The sequence below is a fragment of the Agrobacterium sp. Ap1 genome, assembly GCF_017313375.1.
Lineage (GTDB): Bacteria > Pseudomonadota > Alphaproteobacteria > Rhizobiales > Rhizobiaceae > Neorhizobium > Neorhizobium cellulosilyticum.
Genome location: NZ_JAFLMY010000004.1, coordinates 263755 through 281533, shown reverse-complemented (window position 1 = coordinate 281533; position 17779 = coordinate 263755). Strand labels below are relative to the sequence as shown.

The following is a 17779-nucleotide window of genomic DNA, read 5'->3' as shown; positions in this document are numbered from 1 at the left end:
ATTGAAGGTCTTTACCAATGGGGTAATGATCTACCGCCCAATCATGGGCTGGGATCTTTCACATGACACGGTTCACTTCCATCGCCACCGGTGCGTTTGCAGCGCTTATTCTTTCTGTTGGTGCCTCGCGCGCCGCAGACGATCTCGTCTTTACATTGATCAACAAAACCAGCGGCACGCTTGAGCGATTCTATACTTCGCCGACCGGTGTCGACAATTGGGAAGATGACGTGTTCGGTGATGATGTTCTCGAGCCGGGCGAGAGCATGAAGATCACGATCGCCGACGGTCGCCGGACCTGCAAATACGACATGCGTTTCGAGTTTACCGAAGATTCCAATTTCGAGGACATGGAAGATACTCAGGATCTCTGCGCCATGGGATCCTACACGATCCATCAGTAGGACTGTAGCTAGACCCAAGGAAAGAGCGATTTCGTTCAAGCTACGTTAAGGCAGACTGGCGCAATGTCCGCCATCGAAGCGCCAAGGACAATCCGGCGCCCAGGGACGAAACACATGAAGAAGATTGCTCTTTCTGTCCTCTCCATCGCCATCCTCACCAGCGCGGCCATGGCCCCGGCCGGAACAGCGATGGCGCAATGGCGCGACGGACCGCCGCCGCGTTGGGACGACCGTCGCGGACCGCCACCGCCACGTTGGGATCGCGACCGTGACCGTCATCATCGCCACCACGACAATACCGGCAAGGTCATTGCCGGAGGCTTGGCTGCAGGTATTGTCGGCGGCCTGATCGGCGGGGCCTTGGCCAATAGCGGCGGTCCCCGTTACGTGGAGCCACCACCGCCTCCGCCGCGCTGCTGGTTCGAGGATCAGCGGGTTCGCAACGCCTATGATGGCGGCTGGCATATGGAATCTATCCGCGTCTGCCGTTGAGGCATATCGCAAACCTACAAAAGCCGCGCATTGCGCGGCTTTTTTCATGAGATGGCGCTACCTTCATCGCGCCTTTTTCTTGCGGGCATAGATCAGGCAATTGTCGATCATGCTGACGCAAAGACCGTTCAGATCGGTTGCGGTGTTGTTGTCACCCGCAAACTCCACCTGCTTCAGCCTGTTTTCCGCGAATCGAAACTGCGTGCTGCAATTGCCGCCCGAGGATCCGCTCGTCGACGTGTTCACCGCGGGTATCGCGCCGAAAAGGGTGAAGGACGGATTGACGACGTTCCAGTTTCCGCGCGGCATGTCACGGCGATAGGCCCAGATCGTGCCGCCGTCGGTAGTCGCAGTGCTTGCGGTCGGAAAACCTGCACACATGCGAACATCGTCTTCATCCAATCCGACGAGTTCGGTTCGCGCCGCCGCTACCGTCGAATTTTCACCGATAACCCGCGACGTATCCGGCGGGATCGTGCATGCGCCAAGCAAAATACTCAAAATCGATAGCCGGGCGAAGGCCCGCAAACACAGTGTCTGAAAATTCATAATCCAACATCGCCGTTTTACCTTTACCAGCCACCGGAGGACTAGCTAGGCGCAAGGCGCTACGGATCAAGACATTCAAAACCAGTAACCGGCCAGAGAGCCGATCACAATTTCCAATGTTGTGCTCGACGGGGACGTCAGGCGACAAGGCCGGGAGCTTCGTAACCGGTGCGCTCGACGTATTCGCGGTAGCCGCCATCATAACGATGGACGCCTTCGGAGGAAACTTCCAGCACGCGATTGGAAAGCTCGGAAAGGAAATGGCGATCGTGGCTGACGAAAAGCATCGTGCCTTCATATTCGGATAGTGCCTTGATCAGCATTTCCTTGGTATCGAGGTCGAGGTGGTTGGTCGGCTCGTCAAGAACGAGGAAATTCGGCGGATCGAACAGCATGGCCGCCATGACGAGGCGCGCCTTTTCGCCCCCTGAAAGCACACGACACCTCTTCTCTACATCGTCGCCGGAGAATCCAAAGCAGCCGGCAAGCGTGCGCAGTGCGCCCTGCCCGGCACGCGGAAACTCCGATTCGAGCCATTCGAACACGGTCTGCTCGCCATCGAGCAGGTCCATGGCGTGCTGGGCAAAATAGCCCATCTTGACGCTGGCACCGATCGCAACAGATCCCTGATCCGGTTCGGCCGAACCGGCAATCAGCTTCAGAAGCGTCGACTTGCCGGCACCGTTGACGCCCATGATGCACCAGCGTTCCTTGCGGCGAATGGAGAAATCCAGGCCTTCATAGATCGTCCTGCTGCCATAAGCCTTGTGAACGCCCTTGAGGTTGGCAACGTCTTCACCCGAACGCGGCGGTGCCTGGAATTCGAAAGCGACCGACTGGCGGCGCTTCGGCGGCTCGACGCGCTCGATCTTGTCGAGCTTCTTCACCCGGCTCTGAACCTGAGCGGCATGCGACGCACGCGCCTTGAAGCGCTCGATGAACTTGATTTCCTTTGCGAGCATCGCCTGCTGGCGCTCGAACTGCGCCTGCTGCTGCTTTTCGTTCTGCGCCCGCTGCTGCTCGTAGAACCCGTAATCACCTGCATAGGTATTGAGCGACCCGGCATCTATCTCGATGATCTTGTTGACGATCCGGTTCATGAACTCGCGGTCGTGCGAGGTCATCAGAAGCGCGCCGTCATAACCTTTCAGGAACTGTTCCAGCCAGATCAGACTTTCGAGATCGAGATGGTTGGATGGTTCGTCGAGCAGCATCACGTCCGGGCGCATCAGAAGAATGCGGGCCAGCGCCACACGCATCTTCCAGCCGCCCGAAAGCTTGCCGACATCGCCATCCATCATTTCCTGGCTAAAGGAGAGACCGGCAAGCACTTCACGTGCCCGGCTTTCCAGCCCATAACCGTCGAGTTCCTCGTAACGAGCCTGAACCTCGCCGTAACGCTCGATGATGGCATCCATCTCGTCCATACGGTCCGGATCGACCATGGCGGCTTCGAGTTCGCGCAGTTCGGCCGCAACCGTGCTGACGGGACCCGCGCCATCCATCACTTCGGTGACGGCGCTGACGCCGGACATTTCGCCGACATCCTGATTGAAATAGCCGATGGTGACGTGCTTCTCGACCGAAACTTGGCCTTCATCGGGGATCTCACCGCCGGTGATCATCCGAAACAGTGTCGTCTTGCCGGCGCCGTTCGGGCCAACGAGGCCGATTTTTTCACCGCGATTGAGCGCAGCCGAAGCCTCGATGTAGAGAATGCGATGGCTGTTCGACTTGCTGATATTTTCGATACGGATCATGGCTCGGCAAACGTCAGTTGATGGGTTGTAGACAATAAAAAAGCCGGATCGTTGCCGACCCGGCTTTTCCAATCATTTTCTGCGAAGATTATTCGGCGCTGTCTTCAGCGGCCTTCTTCTTCGGAGCAGCCTTCTTCTTCGGAGCGGCTTCTTCGCCTTCCGCAGCTTCAGCCTTGGCCTTCTTCGGCGCAGCCTTCTTCTTGGCCGGCTTGTCGTCGCCTTCGGCTTCGTCGTCAGCCATCAGCTCTTCCTTGGTGACGGTCTTGTCGGTGACCTTCACTTCGGTAAGCAGCTTGTCGATAACCTTTTCTTCGAAGATCGGAGCGCGCAGCGAGTTGGAAGCACCAGGCGTGTTGCGGAAGAAATCGAGGATTTCCTTCTGCTGGCCCGGGAACTGCTGCAGCTGTGCATAAAGCGCGCGCTGCAGTTCTTCTTCGGTCACTTCAACGCCAGCCTTCTCACCGATTTCGGAGAGAACGAGGCCCAGGCGAACGCGACGTTCGGCAAGCTTGCGGTATTCGGCGCGAGCTTCTTCTTCGGTCGTGTCTTCGTCTTCAAAGGTCTTGCCAGACTGAGCGAGATCCGTGTTGATCTGGCGCCAAATGTTGTCGAACTCGGCGTCAACGAGACCCTGCGGGGTGTCGAACTGATACATTTCATCGAGCTGGTCGAGGACCTGACGCTTTACCTTCTGGCGCGTCAGGTTGCCGTACTGGCTTTCGATCTGGCCGCGAACGATTTCCTTCAGGCGATCGACCGATTCGATGCCGAGCTTGGAAGCGAGTTCGTCGTTGATTTCGACTTCGCCCGGAGCAGCAACATCCTTGACGGTGATGTCGAAGGTCGCTTCCTTGCCTGCGAGATTTGCAGCCGGATACTGTTCCGGGAAAGTAACCGTGATGACCTTTTCGTCACCAGCCTTAACGCCGACCAACTGGTCTTCGAAGCCCGGGATGAACTGGCCGGAACCGAGAACCAGTTCGGCATCTTCGGCAGCGCCGCCATCGAAGGCTACGCCGTCGACCTTGCCGAGGTAGTTCATGGTGACGCGGTCGCCGTTGGCGGCCTTGCCCTTCTTGGTTTCGTAAGTACGAGCGCTTTCAGCGATCTTGACGATCTGCTCGTTGACTTCTTCGTCAGCGATTTCGACGACTTCACGAGTAACCGTGATCTTGTCGGTCGACTTCAGCTCGATCGGCGGAATGACTTCGTAGGTGAGCGTGAACTCAAGGTCAGCCTGTGCGGACAGGATCTTTTCGGCTTCTGCCTGATCCTCGGTCATTGCGATCGACGGCTGAGTTGCCGACTTCTCGCCGCGATCTGAAAGAATCTTGCCCGGACGGTCGCGGATGATCTCGTTGACGAGATCTGCCATGATCGACTTGCCGTAGGTCTTCTTGAGGTGCGCCAACGGCACCTTGCCCGGACGGAAGCCGTTGATGCGGACCTTATCCTTCGCATCGGCGAGGCGCACGTTCAGCTGTGCTTCCATCTCCTGCTTAGGGATGACAACTTTGATTTCGCGCTTCAGCCCTTCAGCGAGCGTTTCGGTAACCTGCATTTTCAAACCTTCATATCGTGGCGGCGGCACCAACTATCCGGCATCTCCAGCCGTTCAACAGTCAGCACATCGCCGGAACTTCAAAGAGACCAGCCGCGGCATTAAAGGCGCCGGTCGTTCGCCCTATTCTTTGGCTCAAGACCACACCTTGGCGGTGCTTGGTGCGGGTAGAGAGACTTGAACTCCCACGCCTTGCGGCACCAGAACCTAAATCTGGCGTGTCTACCAATTTCACCATACCCGCGCCCCAAACCGCGTCGAAATACCTCGTCGCCGGAGGCCTTCCAGAGCGCGCGTCTCTATATCATCCGTTTTCCTGCACGCAAAGGAAAAATGACAGGGACAAAAGAAGACTGTCAGAACAGGATGAAAGCAGGGGATATTCGTTCTGGCGGTGTCAGCACAATCTCCCGGACGCCACGTGCGCCGACCAAAACAGCCATGCACAGAAAGCATGCCATCCATTCAGCGTTTGCAGTGCACAATTTATCTTCCTTTATATAGGTTCAGCTTAACGAACGAAGCAGAGAGCAGGCCGGGGCAAACGCCTCCTAAATGCAGCAGCTTTAAAGGCGGGTTTTCCCCGCAAGACATTCGGGGCGCGCACTCCTCCTCCCAGCGTTGTCCCGTACAGACCGGCGAGACTCCTCCTCCCATTCGCCGGTCATCCATATGACGCTCACCGGACCTCCTCCCCCGGTGGGCGTTATTTGTTTCAGCAGTGTCTCCATCACCCGAACATACCAGAGCCACGCACCTCCATATCGCAATGCGCCAGACGCATAGGTGGCATACGTAACGGGCGCTGTTTTTTGTGCAGAAGAACATTTAAAACGATTAGCAGATGAAGAGGGCGGATATTACGCCCACAGGGCAAAGGATCCCCACAATGAGCATCGCAAAGAAATTCAGCGACTGGCGCAAGTACCGCGAAACCGTTTCCGAGCTCGGCCGCATGACCGACCGCGAACTGGGTGACCTCGGCATCGGCCGTGCAGACATCCGCCGCGTAGCTCGGACTGCAGTCGGCTTCTAATAAAACCTCGACTCTCCAGTCGGTCGAAAGCGCCTCCTTCGGGAGGCGTTTTTCGTTTGTGCAGTTCATTATTGCCTGGAAGCCTTTTCGCCTGCTGTTGAAACGCGAAATCGCTCTGTCTTTTGCTAGAATTGCCATAGCGCAAATCCTCAGCTCATTTTTCGCCCATCGCCCAGAAAAGCGACAATTCACCGCACAAATGCATGGCAGTTGCACATAATTTGCACTGCACATTCTTATTATTCGGTCGTATAAGAAGCACATCGCCGGAGCCGATAACGAGCGCCGGGAAAAAGACGACTTGAGGAAACCACCATGAACCCGATCCGCATCGCAAAGAACTGGGTCAGCTACCGCCGCACGATGAACGAACTCGGCAATCTGTCGAACCAGGCCCTCTCCGACATCGGCCTGACCCGTTACGATATCCGTAACATCGCTGCTCGTTCGTTCCGTTAATCCCTGACGGGGGCGGTATCCCAACCGCCGGAGGAACAAGTCTAGCGGCTGAAATGCCCAAGGATGATCAAAGGCACCTTCTCAGGTGCCTTTTTGATTCTAGTTCGCCTCAGGCGCCAAATTGACTTCGAATGAAGTGCTTTTTGATTCCTGTCGGCAGCTTGTCGTGATAATGACGCGGCCCATGACAGAGACATCCTATTCCCCCATTCACGTGATCGGCGGCGGCCTTGCCGGCTCCGAAGCAGCTTGGCAGATCGCACAGGCCGGCATCCCGGTCATCCTGCACGAGATGCGCGGCGTTCGCGGCACCGATGCCCATAAAACAGACGGCCTTGCCGAACTGGTGTGCTCCAATTCGTTCCGCTCCGATGATGCGACAGCCAACGCCGTCGGCGTGATCCACGCAGAGATGCGACTTGCGAACTCGCTGATCATCGCCTCGGCCGACAAGCATCAGGTTCCGGCGGGTGGCGCTCTTGCCGTCGACCGCGACGGATTTTCGGATGCGGTCACTGCCGCAATTTCCAGCCATCCGCTGATCACAGTTCTCCGAGAAGAAATCCAGGGACTGCCACCGAAGGAATGGGACCTGGCAGTGGTCGCCACCGGCCCCCTCACCTCGCCTTCGCTTGCCGCATCCATCCAGGCGGAGACGGGTGAAGACCAGCTCGCCTTTTTCGACGCGATCGCACCCATCATCCATCGCGATTCGATAGATATGGATACATGCTGGTACCAGTCGCGCTACGACAAAGTCGGCCCTGGAGGCAACGGCAAAGACTACATCAACTGCCCACTCGACAAGGATCAGTACGACGCCTTTGTCGACGCCCTGATCGCCGGCGATACGGTCGGGTTCAAGGAATGGGAAGGAACACCCTATTTCGATGGCTGCCTGCCGATCGAGGTGATGGCGGAACGCGGCCGCGAAACCTTGCGCCACGGACCGATGAAACCGATGGGCCTCACCAATTCACATAACCCGACGGTGAAGGCCTATGCGGTCGTGCAGCTGCGCCAGGACAATGCGCTTGGCACACTCTACAACATGGTCGGCTTCCAGACGAAGCTGAAATACGGCGCGCAGGCAGAGATCTTCCGCATGATACCCGGCCTGCAGAATGCCGAGTTTGCGCGGCTCGGCGGCCTTCACCGTAACACCTATATTCAGTCGCCGATCCTGCTCGACAAATCACTGACGTTGAAAAGCCGGCCCGGCTTGCGCTTTGCCGGCCAGATCACCGGCTGTGAAGGGTACGTGGAAAGCGCCGCGATAGGCCTCCTTGCCGGACGATTTGCGGCTGCCGAGCGGAAGGGGGAACCGCTTGCGCCACCTCCTGCCACCACAGCCTTTGGCTCGCTTCTCGGCCACATCACCGGTGGCCACCTCATTCATGATGAGGAGCCCGGCAAACGATCCTTCCAGCCGATGAATATCAATTTCGGCCTTTTTCCAGAACTCGAGCCCGGCTCGATCGTCAAGCCGGAAGGCGTCAAACGTTTTCGTGGCAAGGACAAGACCGTTATGAAACGGCAGTTATTGTCGGCGCGGGCGCTGAAAGATTGCGCTAATTGGCTCGGTCTGGCGTAGAGGCATCACCATCGGCGGCGGCCATTTCACGCCCGCCATCCGGCTGGCCGTCGTCGCTGATTTTACCTGTAACGCTGACATAATTGTCGAGCAGCCAGAGAGAAACTTCGGCTGCTTCACTTTCCTTCACGAATACAAATTCGCCATTCAATGTTGGTGCATCGAGAAATTCAGCAACGAACCCTTTAGCATTTGCCAAGGGAACGATCCGCACTCGACCGGGCTGGATGAGATGGCAGGCATAATGGTTGCGGCGATTGCGCATGAAGCCCGTCTTGTCGTTATGCAGGCGAACGAAGACATCACCATCCTTTGTGCCATGCAGGCTGCGAATCGCTTCTTCCGGAAAGGCCCGGCCGAATTCGAGGATTGCGGTCCCGAGATCGTAACGCCCCTGTTCGTCGTTCCTACGGGCAATTCGCCTTATGTAGAAAACGAGAACGAGAATCAGCGCAACGATCGTGATCCAGATGATAAGGGCACTCAAACCGCTTCTCCTAGGCATGGAAGGTTTGGGGGGCAGGTTTTTGGGTTGCATAGTGCCTAGCGTGCGAGGCTTGCGCGAGTGTTATGTCGCATCAGAAGCGGCGAAGCAGCGTCGCTTTCATCATGCTGATCTGGCGACGCCATTGCGGTTGCTGCAAGCCACCGAAAAGCGCCGAAGCGCCCAGTTTTCTGGCCCGCTTCAAGATGTGCTCCGCCAGAGAGACAGGCAAAAAGGCCGGAAAAAGTGGCTTGGCGATCGGCCCTGCATGGCGGGCCCTTTGCAAATGCTCCAACCCCAGGCCGGAAAAAGCCTCGATCGCTGCCGAGATGCGCAACTTGTCCTCGCCGGCCAAAAAGCCGTCACGATCAAGGCCTGTTGCGGAAAGGATATCGAGCGGGACATAGATCTGCCGCCTGCGGTTATGGATCGGCAAAAGCATCAGCAAGCCGGCTATCGACTGTCCCACGCCAGCATGCCCGGCAGCATCGGCCGATTGAGTCGCATCTTCGGGTGACAAGACAAGACCAGCAAGCTGGATCAAAGCCGATGCAGTCTCACCCGAATAGCCCTCCAGCGCGTTTTGGTCAGGCATGGCATCGTCATAGAGGTCGAAGATGCGTGCCTCTGTCATGGCGACCAGTGTTTGCCGTGGCAAACGATAACGGTCTATGGTCTCCAACAGACCAGCGGCGAGCGGATTGCCGCCGGTATCTCCTGCGGCTCCACCTTCCAAGAGATCCCGCCACCATTGCAGTCGGATTTCGCCGGGAAGCGGCTCGCGCACCACGTCGCGAACGCGGGCAATTTCCGCATTGAACGCATAAAGTGAGGCAAGCGCACCCCGCTTATCTTCAGGCGAAAGAAGACAGGCCAGATACCGGTCGCGGTCCGTCTCTCGCAGCATGGAGAGGCAAAGCGCGCCGTTTTCGGAAAGGGTATCGGTCATGTCAAACCGCGATGAGAGCCGCCGCGACAGCACGGGATTCGGCCAGCATGATGTTGAATGTGCGCACGGCTGCACCGGTGCTCATCGGATCGGAAGAGATGCCTCTGGACTTCAGCGCAGCTTTCACGTCAGCGGGTATAGGCCTGAGGTTGGCCCCTGCGCCGATCAGCAGCACTTCGATGCCGGATGCATCGGCCAGTACGCGCTCTAGAGAGGCGATCGTCAGGGGATCGCCCTCCCGCATGTCCCAGCCATGAATGCCAGAGGGCAAGCATAGAATGGAGCCGCGATGGGACATGTCAGCGAAACGGAAACCACCATTGCCGTAGGCATCGATCGGCGCGCGGCCCGGAAAATGAGCGTCTCGGATTTCGATGCCTTTCGCCATTGGCATGGCTTCCTTCCAGAACAACTTTGCCCGGATCAAGCCTCCGTCCGATGGACAGAAACGATCCGGGCAATCAGGTAGCCGACTTTCGAGCAAGCCGGTTATCGTGCCGCTTACTTGGTCGGAGCAGATTCGGTCTTGACCGGTTCGCCCTTTACCTTGACTTCGGCGATATAGGCACGCTGGGCGCGGATCTTGACGCCTTCGGCGATTTCGACTTCCAGTTCGTTGTCGTCGATGACCTTGCTTACCTTGCCCGTGATACCGCCACCGAGAACGACCTGATCGCCACGACGAATGTTATCAAGCGTTTCCTTGCGCTTCTTGGCCTGAGCACGCTGCGGACGGATGAGAAAGAAATACCACACCACCATCAGGGGTGCGAACAGCATGACCATCTGCAGGATGGAATCGGTGCCCGAGGGGGCTGCTGCGCCACTCGCCTGGGCGAATGCTTCGGTAATGAACATCGAGAACTCCTAAAACTACCGGAGACTCCCCGCCCCCGTTCAAGCCGCCGGAATATAGTTGCGATGGCCCGGAATGCAACAGAAAGCGGCAATTTGCGTACCGAATCCACGGCTCAAAGCCTTTCTATGCAATGACGAGCGTGTTACCCGGCCCGAAACAGAGGAAAAGGAAGGGCAGCGTCATGAGCGAGGACATTAACGCACAGGTGCTTGCCGAAATAAGGCGCCTTGCCGATGCGGTCGAACGTCTTGCGGGACCGCCTCCCGCAGTCAACGACTGGGATGCCGCAGATTGCTTCGTCTGGGTGCCATCCAACCTGAAGCTCCAGCCAGTGCCGCGGCCGAACCGTATCGCGTTGACGCTGATCCGCGGTGTCGATCATGTGCGCGATATCCTGCATGAAAACACGCTTCGTTTCGCCGAAGGATATCCGGCAAACAATGTGCTTTTATGGGGCGCGCGCGGCATGGGCAAATCGTCGCTGGTCAAGGCCGTGCATGAAGATGTGCGTGTGGCAACCGGCTCATCCCTCAAACTCGTAGAGGTCCACCGCGAGGATATCGCTTCACTGCCCGGCCTTCTGGACATTCTCAAATCATCGAAGCAGCGCGTGATCCTTTTTTGCGACGACCTGTCTTTCGATCATGACGACACCGCCTACAAGTCGCTTAAGGCCGCGCTCGACGGTGGCATAGAAGGGCGACCGGACAATGTGCTTTTCTATGCAACGTCCAACCGTCGCCATCTCCTGCCCCGCAACATGATGGAAAACGAGCAGTCGACGGCCATCAATCCGTCCGAGGCCGTGGAAGAAAAAGTCTCGCTTTCAGATCGTTTCGGCCTGTGGCTCGGCTTCCACAAATGCAGCCAGGACGATTATCTGGCAATGATCGACGGATACGCAGCGCATTTCAACCTGGGCCTGGGTCAAGAAACACTTCACGCCGAAGCACTGGAATGGGCAACGACACGCGGGGGCCGTTCGGGTCGTGTGGCCTGGCAATACATTCAGGATCTCGCCGGCCGACTGCGCAAGCCGCTGGATCGCACATGACGTCACAGAACTCGATCGCCAAGGCATAATTCCGGACACACCACGGCTGCCGCTTCTACTGAAATCAAGCGAAAAACGCAAAAAAGCCCGGCAGAGCCGGGCTTTTTCGTTGTCCCCTTGAAACGCACTACATTATTCAAGGTAGGTATTCGGATTGACCGGCGTTGCGTCCTTACGCACCTCGAAGTGAACCTGCGGACGCTGTGCGTCGCCGCTCATACCCGAGGATGCCAGCGTCTGGCCGCGGGTAACCTTCTGGCCGCGGGTGACGTTGATCGCGCTGGCGTGGCCGTACACGGTGACCTTGCCGTCGTCGTGACGTACGAGCACGGTGTTGCCGAGTTGCTTCAGGCCATTGCCTGCATAGATAACGACACCGTTTTCGGCTGCCTTGATCGGCGTGCCTTCCGGAACCGAGATGTCGATACCATCATTGCGGCTGCCATTGACGTTGGAGCCGTAGCCGGCAATGACCGCGCCATTGACCGGCCAGCGGTACTTCTCGATCCCCGTGGACTGTGGGGCGACAGACGCAACATCAGCTTTCTTTTCGACTTCGCTGAGCGATGCATTTTCTGCAGCGGCAGGCTTGGACGGTGCTGCTACGGCAGGCTCAACCTTGGCGACAGCCGGCTGCTGCGGAGCTGCAGCCTTCGGCGCTGCTTGCATAGGCTCGGCAGGTTTCTGCGGAACCGAGGCTGTGCGAACAGGGTCGGTCATGCCATTGGCAACCTTTAGCGTCTGGCCGATGCGAACGGTGCCATCGGTCATGCCGTTCGCAGCCTTCAGCGCGTCGACCGATGTGCCAGTTTCGCGGGCGATCTTGGTCAGCGTGTCGCCGGGCTTGACGGTGTATGTGCCGCCAAGCGGCTTGCCGCCGGGAGGCGTGATCTTGCCCGGCTCCGCCAGCGACTTGTCACGCGACGGCAGAACAGCGAGTTTCTGCTCGGACTGGTTTTCCGGCGCAGGTGCATTGTTCTGAAGATCGATATCGCCAGCGGCAGTCTTGGCAGTATTGCGCGCAGGACCAAAGGTCGGAATTACGACCGATTGGCCGGCTGCGAGCGTACCGCCATTTGCCCGCAGGATTTCCTTTTCAGGAACGCCATAACGGTTTGCCAATGTCTTGGCCGACTCGCCTGGCCTCAGCGTGACACGCGGCGCATTGACCGTTGACCAGCCGGACATCGGCTTGACCGTGCCGGTTGTCAGGTTGTCTGCACCACGAACCGGAGCCGTGTTCGACTGCTGCGGAAATGGCTGAGCCATGGCCTGCTGGCGCGTCGAAGAATCGGAGCCGGACACCGGAGGAAGACTGCTTGGAGCAGACAGCTCCGAACGCTGAACGCTCGAAGGCGCGGAAGCGACGCGCGCCGGCGACGAATAGCCACCCGAAGGCGGATAAGACGGAGACGAAGCAACGTTATTCGAACCGTACTGCGGCTGCATGCCCTGAGACGAAGACACGTCACCACGCGGAACCGGAGCCTGACCGTATGCACCACCTCCCTGCCGCTGAGGAATGGATGCCGTGGTCATATTGTCCGTACCGTCGAACAGACCGGAAAAACGCGTAGCGTCTGAACTGCAACCGGTCGCAGCGCTGGCCAGCAAGGCTGCCGCTGCGAACTTTACAACGGATGTACCGAACTTGGATGAACTCTTGAAACGCATTGACTCGACCTACTCATGACGCCACCATCATGACGATCATTAAAACCTGTTAGTCTTACTGGCAGGTTAAGGCGCCGCACCAAAAGTCGGTATTTTGTCAAATTGCTAACCATGCCAGCCAAGCTCAGAGAGCTTCGGCCACGTGCGGAACAAGCGGAAGATAGGGGGCCGGGAACAGATCCTCACGCTCGAAACGGCTGCCGGTCTTGGTCAGACGCGTCATGAGGCAGGTCTCGTCATCAAGGATGAGCGGAGCGATCATGGAGCCGCCATGCGTGAGCTGCTCGGCATAAAACCGCGGTAAAGTGGTAAATGCGGCAGTCACCAGGATGCGGTCGAAAGTTCCCTCACCCGGCTGGCCGTTGCTACCGTCCGCCTGTCGAATGATGACGTTGCGAAGACTCAGTGCGTCCATTCGGGCGTTGGCTGCCGTAACCAGCGTGCGGTAACGCTCGACGGTCGTCACGCGCTCGGCAATTCGCCCCATCACCGCAGCGGTGAACCCACTACCTGTGCCAATTTCGAGCACACGATGACCAGGCTTTACCTGCAGACGATGCAGAAGGCGCACAGCGAGGTCGGCGCCTTCCATGAAGGCACCGCAATCGATCGGGATCGTGCGGCTGGAATAGGCCTCCTCGGCCAGCGGAGCTGGTACGAACTGGGAACGAGGTGTCTGCTCCACGGCCGTCAGAAGATCCAGATCGGAGATACCCTCAGCCCGCAGGCGCAGGACGAGTGCAGCAAATCCTTCTTTTTCGACCATCCCAGTTTTCAACCGGCAACTCCTGCTCCCAGCGCGGAAGCCAAACGATCCTGGACCGAATAATCGGTCAGGTCCAGCTTAAGCGGCGTTACGGAAATCTTGTTTTCCTTAAGCGCCTGGATATCCGTGCCGTCACGGAAATTTCCTTTCCGCTCCGAAAATTTCAGCCAGTAATAGGGTCGGCCGCGACCATCCTCTCGCGCATCGATCATCAGGCCGAAATCGAGTTTGCCCTGCGACGTTACCTCGACACCCTGTACCTCTTCCGGCGCACAATGCGGGAAGTTGACGTTGAGGAAGGTTCCATCCGGAAGCTCCACCGTCATCAGCTTGCGAATAAGATCACCAGCATGAGTTTCGGCCACTTCCCATGGGGTAAAACGGCCATTTTCCTTGCGCGCCGCCTGGCTGACCGCAATCGAACGCACGCCCTGCAGCGTCCCCTCGATCGCACCAGCGACCGTACCGGAATAGGTGATGTCGTCCGCGAGGTTGCCACCGTCGTTTATACCAGACAGGACGAGATCGGGCTTGCCGCCCATGATCTCGCTGATGGCCATGATGACGCAATCTGTCGGCGTGCCGCGCAGTGCATAACGCTGATCGTCGATCTTCCTCAGCCGAAGCGGCTCAGATAGGGTCAGCGAATGCGCAAGACCGCTCTGGTCCGTCTCCGGCGCAACGATCCAGACATCGTCAGAAATCGTCCGTGCGATCCGTTCCAGGACGCCGAGACCTTCCGCGTGGATACCGTCATCGTTGGTGAGCAGAATGCGCATCGTGATATATCCTTATGCCTTCTCAATCTTGGTCAGGCCGCCCATGTAGGGCAGAAGCACATCAGGAATTGTGACGGAACCGTCTTCGTTCAGGTAATTTTCCAGAACCGCGATCAGGCAGCGACCGACGGCAGTACCCGAACCGTTCAGCGTATGAACGAAACGAAGCGCCTTCTCGTCCTTGACGCGATAGCGCGCGTTCATGCGACGGCCTTGAAAATCGCCGCAGACCGAGCAGGACGAAATTTCGCGATAGGTGTCCTGTCCCGGCAACCAGACCTCGATGTCGTAGGTCTTGCGAGCGCCAAAGCCCATATCGCCGGTGCAAAGCGTCATGGTGCGGAAATGCAGGCCCAGACGCTTCAGAACATTCTCGGCGCATTCCGTCATGCGCTCGTGTTCAGCGATCGCGCTTTCCGCATCGGTGATGGAAACCAGTTCGCATTTCCAGAACTGGTGCTGGCGCAGCATGCCGCGCGTATCACGGCCGGCAGAACCTGCTTCCGAACGGAAGGACGGCGTCAGCGCGGTAAAGCGCAGCGGCAGTTTTTCCTGCTCAAGCGTTTCGGCCGAAACGAGATTGGTCAGCGTCACTTCGGCCGTCGGGATGAGATAACGGCCGTCAGTGGTCTTGAACAGGTCTTCCTCGAACTTCGGCAACTGGCCGGTGCCATACATGGCCTCCGCCTTCACCATCAGCGGCGAGGAGACTTCCGTATAGCCGTGCTCCATTGTGTGCATGTCGAGCATGAACTGGCCAAGCGCCCGCTCAAGACGGGCGAGCTGGCTGGTCAGAACCGTGAAGCGTGCACCCGACAGCTTCGAGGCGCGATCGAAATCCATGTAGCCGAGCGCTTCACCGATATCGAAATGCTCCTTCGCCGGATGGTTCCAGCGCGGCTTTTCACCAACGACGCGTTTCACGACATTGTCGTGCTCATCCTTGCCGACCGGCACGTCATCGAAGGGAATATTGGGGAGACGCGACAGCGCATCGTCAAGCGCGGCGATCGCTTCGCGCTCTTCCTGCTCGGCGGCAGGCATGGTTTCCTTGATCTCGGCGACTTCGATCTTGAGCTTGTCCGCCAGTTCAAGATTTTTCTGCGCCATGGCAGCGCCGATCTCCTTGGAGGCGGCGTTGCGGCGGGACTGCATGTCCTGAAGCTTCTGGATTATACTGCGGCGACGTTCATCCATCGCCACGAGTTCAGCGGCCATCGGCCCGGCGCCACGCTTGGCGAGCGCCTCATCGAGTGCCTGTTCGTTTTCACGAATCCATTTGATATCAAGCATAATCCTAGCCTTCAACGCGAGACGCCGCGCGCATCAGGCCAGGAAAATCCTCAAGCCTTATCGGTCTCGGCGACTTCCGAGGAAGATTCTGCAGTTTCAGAATCTTCACTGCGTTTGCGCTCGACGAGTCGCGCGGCATAGATGGAAATCTCGTAGAGAAGGATGGTCGGTATAGCAAGACCGATCTGAGACATCGGATCCGGCGGCGTCAGGATTGCTGCGGCAATGAACGCGATGACGATCGCATACTTGCGCTTTTCCTTCAGCCAGTCGCTTGTCAGCAGACCGACGCGGGCGAGCAGAGTGGTGACGACCGGCAGCTGGAAGACCAGACCGAAGGACAGGACCAGCGTCATGATCAGGCTGAGATATTCCGACACGCGCGGCAGAAGCGAAATACCGACTTCACCTTCGGTCGGCGCCTGCTGCATCGCGAGGAAGAACCACATCACCATCGGCGTGAAGAAGAAATAGACCAGTGCGCCGCCCAGAAGAAACAGGATCGGGGATGCGATCAGGAACGGCAGGAATGCAGATCGCTCGTTCTTGTAGAGGCCGGGCGCGACAAACTTGTAGATCTGCGACGCGATCACCGGAAAAGCGATCACCAATGCACCGAACATCGCGACCTTCACCTGGGTGAAGAAGAATTCCTGTGGGGCGGTGTAGATCAGTTCGGACTTGGCGATATCCAGCCCCGCCCAAACCACAGCCCATTTGTAGGGAATGACGAGCAGGTTGAACAACTGCTTGGCAAAGAAGAAGCAGACGACGAAAGCGATGAAGAAGGCGCCGATCGACCACATCAGTCGGGTGCGCAACTCCATCAGGTGTTCGATGAGCGGCTGCGGCTTGTCCTCGTAGTCGCTCATGCTTCGTCCTTCGGAGTATCAGTCTTTTTGGGCGTGCGCTTGCGGGCGGGCGCCTTGGTAACCGGTGCCTCAACGGCAACGGATGCGGTTTCGACAGTCTTCTTCGGCGCGGCCTTGGCCCGCTTGGGCCTTTCAACCACAGGTGCGATTTCTGCAATCGTCTTGCTGGAACCCGCGGAATTCTTGGAAGACTTGCTGCGCACCTTGGCTTCTCCGCCGGCCTTCACCACCGACGTGCGGGGTGCACGAGGTTTTGCAACGGCAGCCTCTACCTTGGCCGGCGTCGCAGCCACAGGCGCAGCTTGAGCGAGGTTTTTCGCATCGGCAACAACGGGTACCGGCGTTACCGGGGCTGACACCGTATTTGCGGCCACTGCCGTAGGAGCAGCTGTTGCAGCGGCTGCCGGCTCGACGCTTGCCGGAACTTCAGGAGCAGCAGAAATCGGCTCGGCCCCTTCGATCGACTGCTGCGCCTCAGCATCTGTCGGTGAAAATTCGGTCGTGTTTTCGGCGAGAGGACTGGGAATCTGAGTCGCCTTCTGCAGGTCCGACTTGATATCCTGCCCCATCTGCCTCAGCGGATTGATAGCATCACGCAGGGCATTTGTCGGATTAAGCTTTTGCGCATCCGATATGGTTTTGCGGACGTCATCCATATCCGCCTCACGCAAGGCTTCATCGAACTGCGTGCGAAAATCACCAGCCATCTTGCGGAAGTTGGCTGTCATTTTACCAAATGCGCGGATCATGGGTGGCAGATCCTTCGGACCGACCACAACAATAAGTACGACCGCAATGACGAGCAGTTCGGTCCAACCGATATCAAACATGCAACGAAGCTCCTGAAGCCCCTACCCGTTCCACTAGGACCGGGTGGTTTCCTTCGCCTCGTCAGCCTTGTGGTCGACGGTCTTCGCAGTGGTCGTTTCCGGAGCGTCCTCGTCGGTCATGCCCTTCTTGAAGCTCTTGATACCCTTTGCGACGTCGCCCATCAGCTCCGGAATCTTACCACGCCCGAACAAGACGAGCACGATGACCAGAACGATCAACCAATGCCACACACTGAAAGAACCCATTAGTCCAACTCCAATTCGAATTAGTCTTCGATGTAAGCGCTTTGTGGCGCTTTTTCAAACAGCAAATTTGCATGATACATCGCTAATCACGCGCTCGTTAGCGCCATGCGAGATCATT

The 17779-nt window shown here is 57.9% G+C and carries 20 protein-coding genes and 1 tRNA gene; 6 read left to right on the top strand and 15 right to left on the bottom strand.

What is annotated here, in order from left to right:
* The first annotated feature begins 62 nt into the window (after positions 1 to 62).
* Together JZX87_RS10325 and JZX87_RS10320 are read left to right on the top strand one after the other, a co-directional pair.
* Positions 63 to 404, top strand: a complete 342-nt coding sequence (locus tag JZX87_RS10325) for a hypothetical protein (protein WP_206825317.1) — start codon at positions 63 to 65, stop codon at positions 402 to 404.
* A 114-nt stretch (positions 405 to 518) separates the two neighbouring features.
* Complete coding sequence (locus tag JZX87_RS10320; protein WP_206825316.1) at positions 519 to 896, top strand: hypothetical protein; 378 nt, start codon at positions 519 to 521, stop codon at positions 894 to 896.
* Between the two features lie 63 nt (positions 897 to 959).
* Here the strand turns inward: JZX87_RS10320 and JZX87_RS10315 are convergent, their stop codons facing one another.
* The 4 genes from JZX87_RS10315 to JZX87_RS10300 all read right to left on the bottom strand — a co-directional run bounded on the left by JZX87_RS10315 (position 960) and on the right by JZX87_RS10300 (position 5010).
* The gene (locus JZX87_RS10315; protein ID WP_148146421.1) at positions 960 to 1397 is read right to left on the bottom strand and encodes a hypothetical protein; all 438 of its coding nucleotides are present in this window, start codon (positions 1395 to 1397) and stop codon (positions 960 to 962) included.
* A gap of 185 nt (positions 1398 to 1582) precedes the next feature.
* Positions 1583 to 3205 (bottom strand): ABC-F family ATP-binding cassette domain-containing protein, encoded by a 1623-nt coding sequence (locus JZX87_RS10310; protein ID WP_206825315.1) that lies wholly within the window; start codon positions 3203 to 3205, stop codon positions 1583 to 1585.
* Positions 3206 to 3293: 88 nt separating this feature from the next.
* Positions 3294 to 4766, bottom strand: coding sequence for a trigger factor (gene tig, locus JZX87_RS10305; protein WP_206825314.1), 1473 nt, complete (start codon positions 4764 to 4766; stop codon positions 3294 to 3296).
* A 159-nt stretch (positions 4767 to 4925) separates the two neighbouring features.
* A tRNA-Leu gene (locus JZX87_RS10300) sits at positions 4926 to 5010 on the bottom strand.
* A gap of 645 nt (positions 5011 to 5655) precedes the next feature.
* Between JZX87_RS10300 and JZX87_RS10295 the strand changes: the two genes are divergently transcribed.
* The 3 genes from JZX87_RS10295 to trmFO all read left to right on the top strand — a co-directional run bounded on the left by JZX87_RS10295 (position 5656) and on the right by trmFO (position 7855).
* Positions 5656 to 5802 carry a DUF1127 domain-containing protein gene (locus tag JZX87_RS10295; RefSeq protein ID WP_112507721.1) on the top strand — a complete coding sequence of 49 codons (147 nt, stop codon included), beginning with the start codon at positions 5656 to 5658 and terminating at the stop codon, positions 5800 to 5802.
* A gap of 315 nt (positions 5803 to 6117) precedes the next feature.
* Complete coding sequence (locus JZX87_RS10290; protein WP_119940433.1) at positions 6118 to 6261, top strand: DUF1127 domain-containing protein; 144 nt, start codon at positions 6118 to 6120, stop codon at positions 6259 to 6261.
* A gap of 184 nt (positions 6262 to 6445) precedes the next feature.
* Positions 6446 to 7855, top strand: coding sequence for a methylenetetrahydrofolate--tRNA-(uracil(54)-C(5))-methyltransferase (FADH(2)-oxidizing) TrmFO (trmFO, locus tag JZX87_RS10285; protein ID WP_183821875.1), 1410 nt, complete (start codon positions 6446 to 6448; stop codon positions 7853 to 7855).
* On the opposite strand, the gene JZX87_RS10280 is transcribed toward trmFO, so the two are convergent.
* From JZX87_RS10280 to yajC, 4 genes are all read right to left on the bottom strand, one after another.
* Entirely contained in the window at positions 7833 to 8342 is a 510-nt protein-coding gene (locus JZX87_RS10280) for a hypothetical protein (RefSeq protein ID WP_286194408.1), read from the bottom strand. The genes trmFO and JZX87_RS10280 overlap by 23 nt on opposite strands.
* A gap of 91 nt (positions 8343 to 8433) precedes the next feature.
* A complete protein-coding gene (locus JZX87_RS10275; RefSeq protein ID WP_206825313.1) occupies positions 8434 to 9288 on the bottom strand; it encodes a phytoene/squalene synthase family protein in 855 nt (284 codons plus the stop codon).
* 1 nt (position 9289) lies between these two features.
* Positions 9290 to 9676 (bottom strand): Mth938-like domain-containing protein, encoded by a 387-nt coding sequence (locus JZX87_RS10270; protein WP_206825312.1) that lies wholly within the window; start codon positions 9674 to 9676, stop codon positions 9290 to 9292.
* A gap of 113 nt (positions 9677 to 9789) precedes the next feature.
* Positions 9790 to 10146 (bottom strand): preprotein translocase subunit YajC, encoded by a 357-nt coding sequence (gene yajC, locus JZX87_RS10265; protein ID WP_148146415.1) that lies wholly within the window; start codon positions 10144 to 10146, stop codon positions 9790 to 9792.
* Between the two features lie 182 nt (positions 10147 to 10328).
* Here yajC and JZX87_RS10260 point away from each other — a divergent pair, with 182 nt between their 5' ends.
* Complete coding sequence (locus JZX87_RS10260) at positions 10329 to 11201, top strand: ATP-binding protein (RefSeq protein WP_206825311.1); 873 nt, start codon at positions 10329 to 10331, stop codon at positions 11199 to 11201.
* 132 nt (positions 11202 to 11333) lie between these two features.
* Here the strand turns inward: JZX87_RS10260 and JZX87_RS10255 are convergent, their stop codons facing one another.
* The 7 genes from JZX87_RS10255 to JZX87_RS10225 form a co-directional block, all read right to left on the bottom strand.
* Positions 11334 to 12875, bottom strand: a complete 1542-nt coding sequence (locus JZX87_RS10255; protein WP_206825310.1) for a peptidoglycan DD-metalloendopeptidase family protein — start codon at positions 12873 to 12875, stop codon at positions 11334 to 11336.
* 124 nt (positions 12876 to 12999) lie between these two features.
* Entirely contained in the window at positions 13000 to 13641 is a 642-nt protein-coding gene (locus JZX87_RS10250) for a protein-L-isoaspartate(D-aspartate) O-methyltransferase (RefSeq protein WP_148146506.1), read from the bottom strand.
* An 8-nt stretch (positions 13642 to 13649) separates the two neighbouring features.
* Entirely contained in the window at positions 13650 to 14420 is a 771-nt protein-coding gene (gene surE, locus JZX87_RS10245) for a 5'/3'-nucleotidase SurE (RefSeq protein WP_206825309.1), read from the bottom strand.
* Between the two features lie 12 nt (positions 14421 to 14432).
* Positions 14433 to 15713, bottom strand: a complete 1281-nt coding sequence (gene serS, locus JZX87_RS10240) for a serine--tRNA ligase (protein ID WP_206825308.1) — start codon at positions 15711 to 15713, stop codon at positions 14433 to 14435.
* A 50-nt stretch (positions 15714 to 15763) separates the two neighbouring features.
* Positions 15764 to 16585, bottom strand: a complete 822-nt coding sequence (tatC, locus tag JZX87_RS10235; RefSeq protein WP_148146410.1) for a twin-arginine translocase subunit TatC — start codon at positions 16583 to 16585, stop codon at positions 15764 to 15766.
* Entirely contained in the window at positions 16582 to 17415 is an 834-nt protein-coding gene (gene tatB / locus JZX87_RS10230; RefSeq protein ID WP_206825307.1) for a Sec-independent protein translocase protein TatB, read from the bottom strand. Before tatB ends, tatC begins: the two co-directional genes overlap by 4 nt.
* A gap of 33 nt (positions 17416 to 17448) precedes the next feature.
* Entirely contained in the window at positions 17449 to 17661 is a 213-nt protein-coding gene (locus JZX87_RS10225) for a twin-arginine translocase TatA/TatE family subunit (protein WP_112507697.1), read from the bottom strand.
* Between the last annotated feature and the right edge of the window lie 118 nt (positions 17662 to 17779).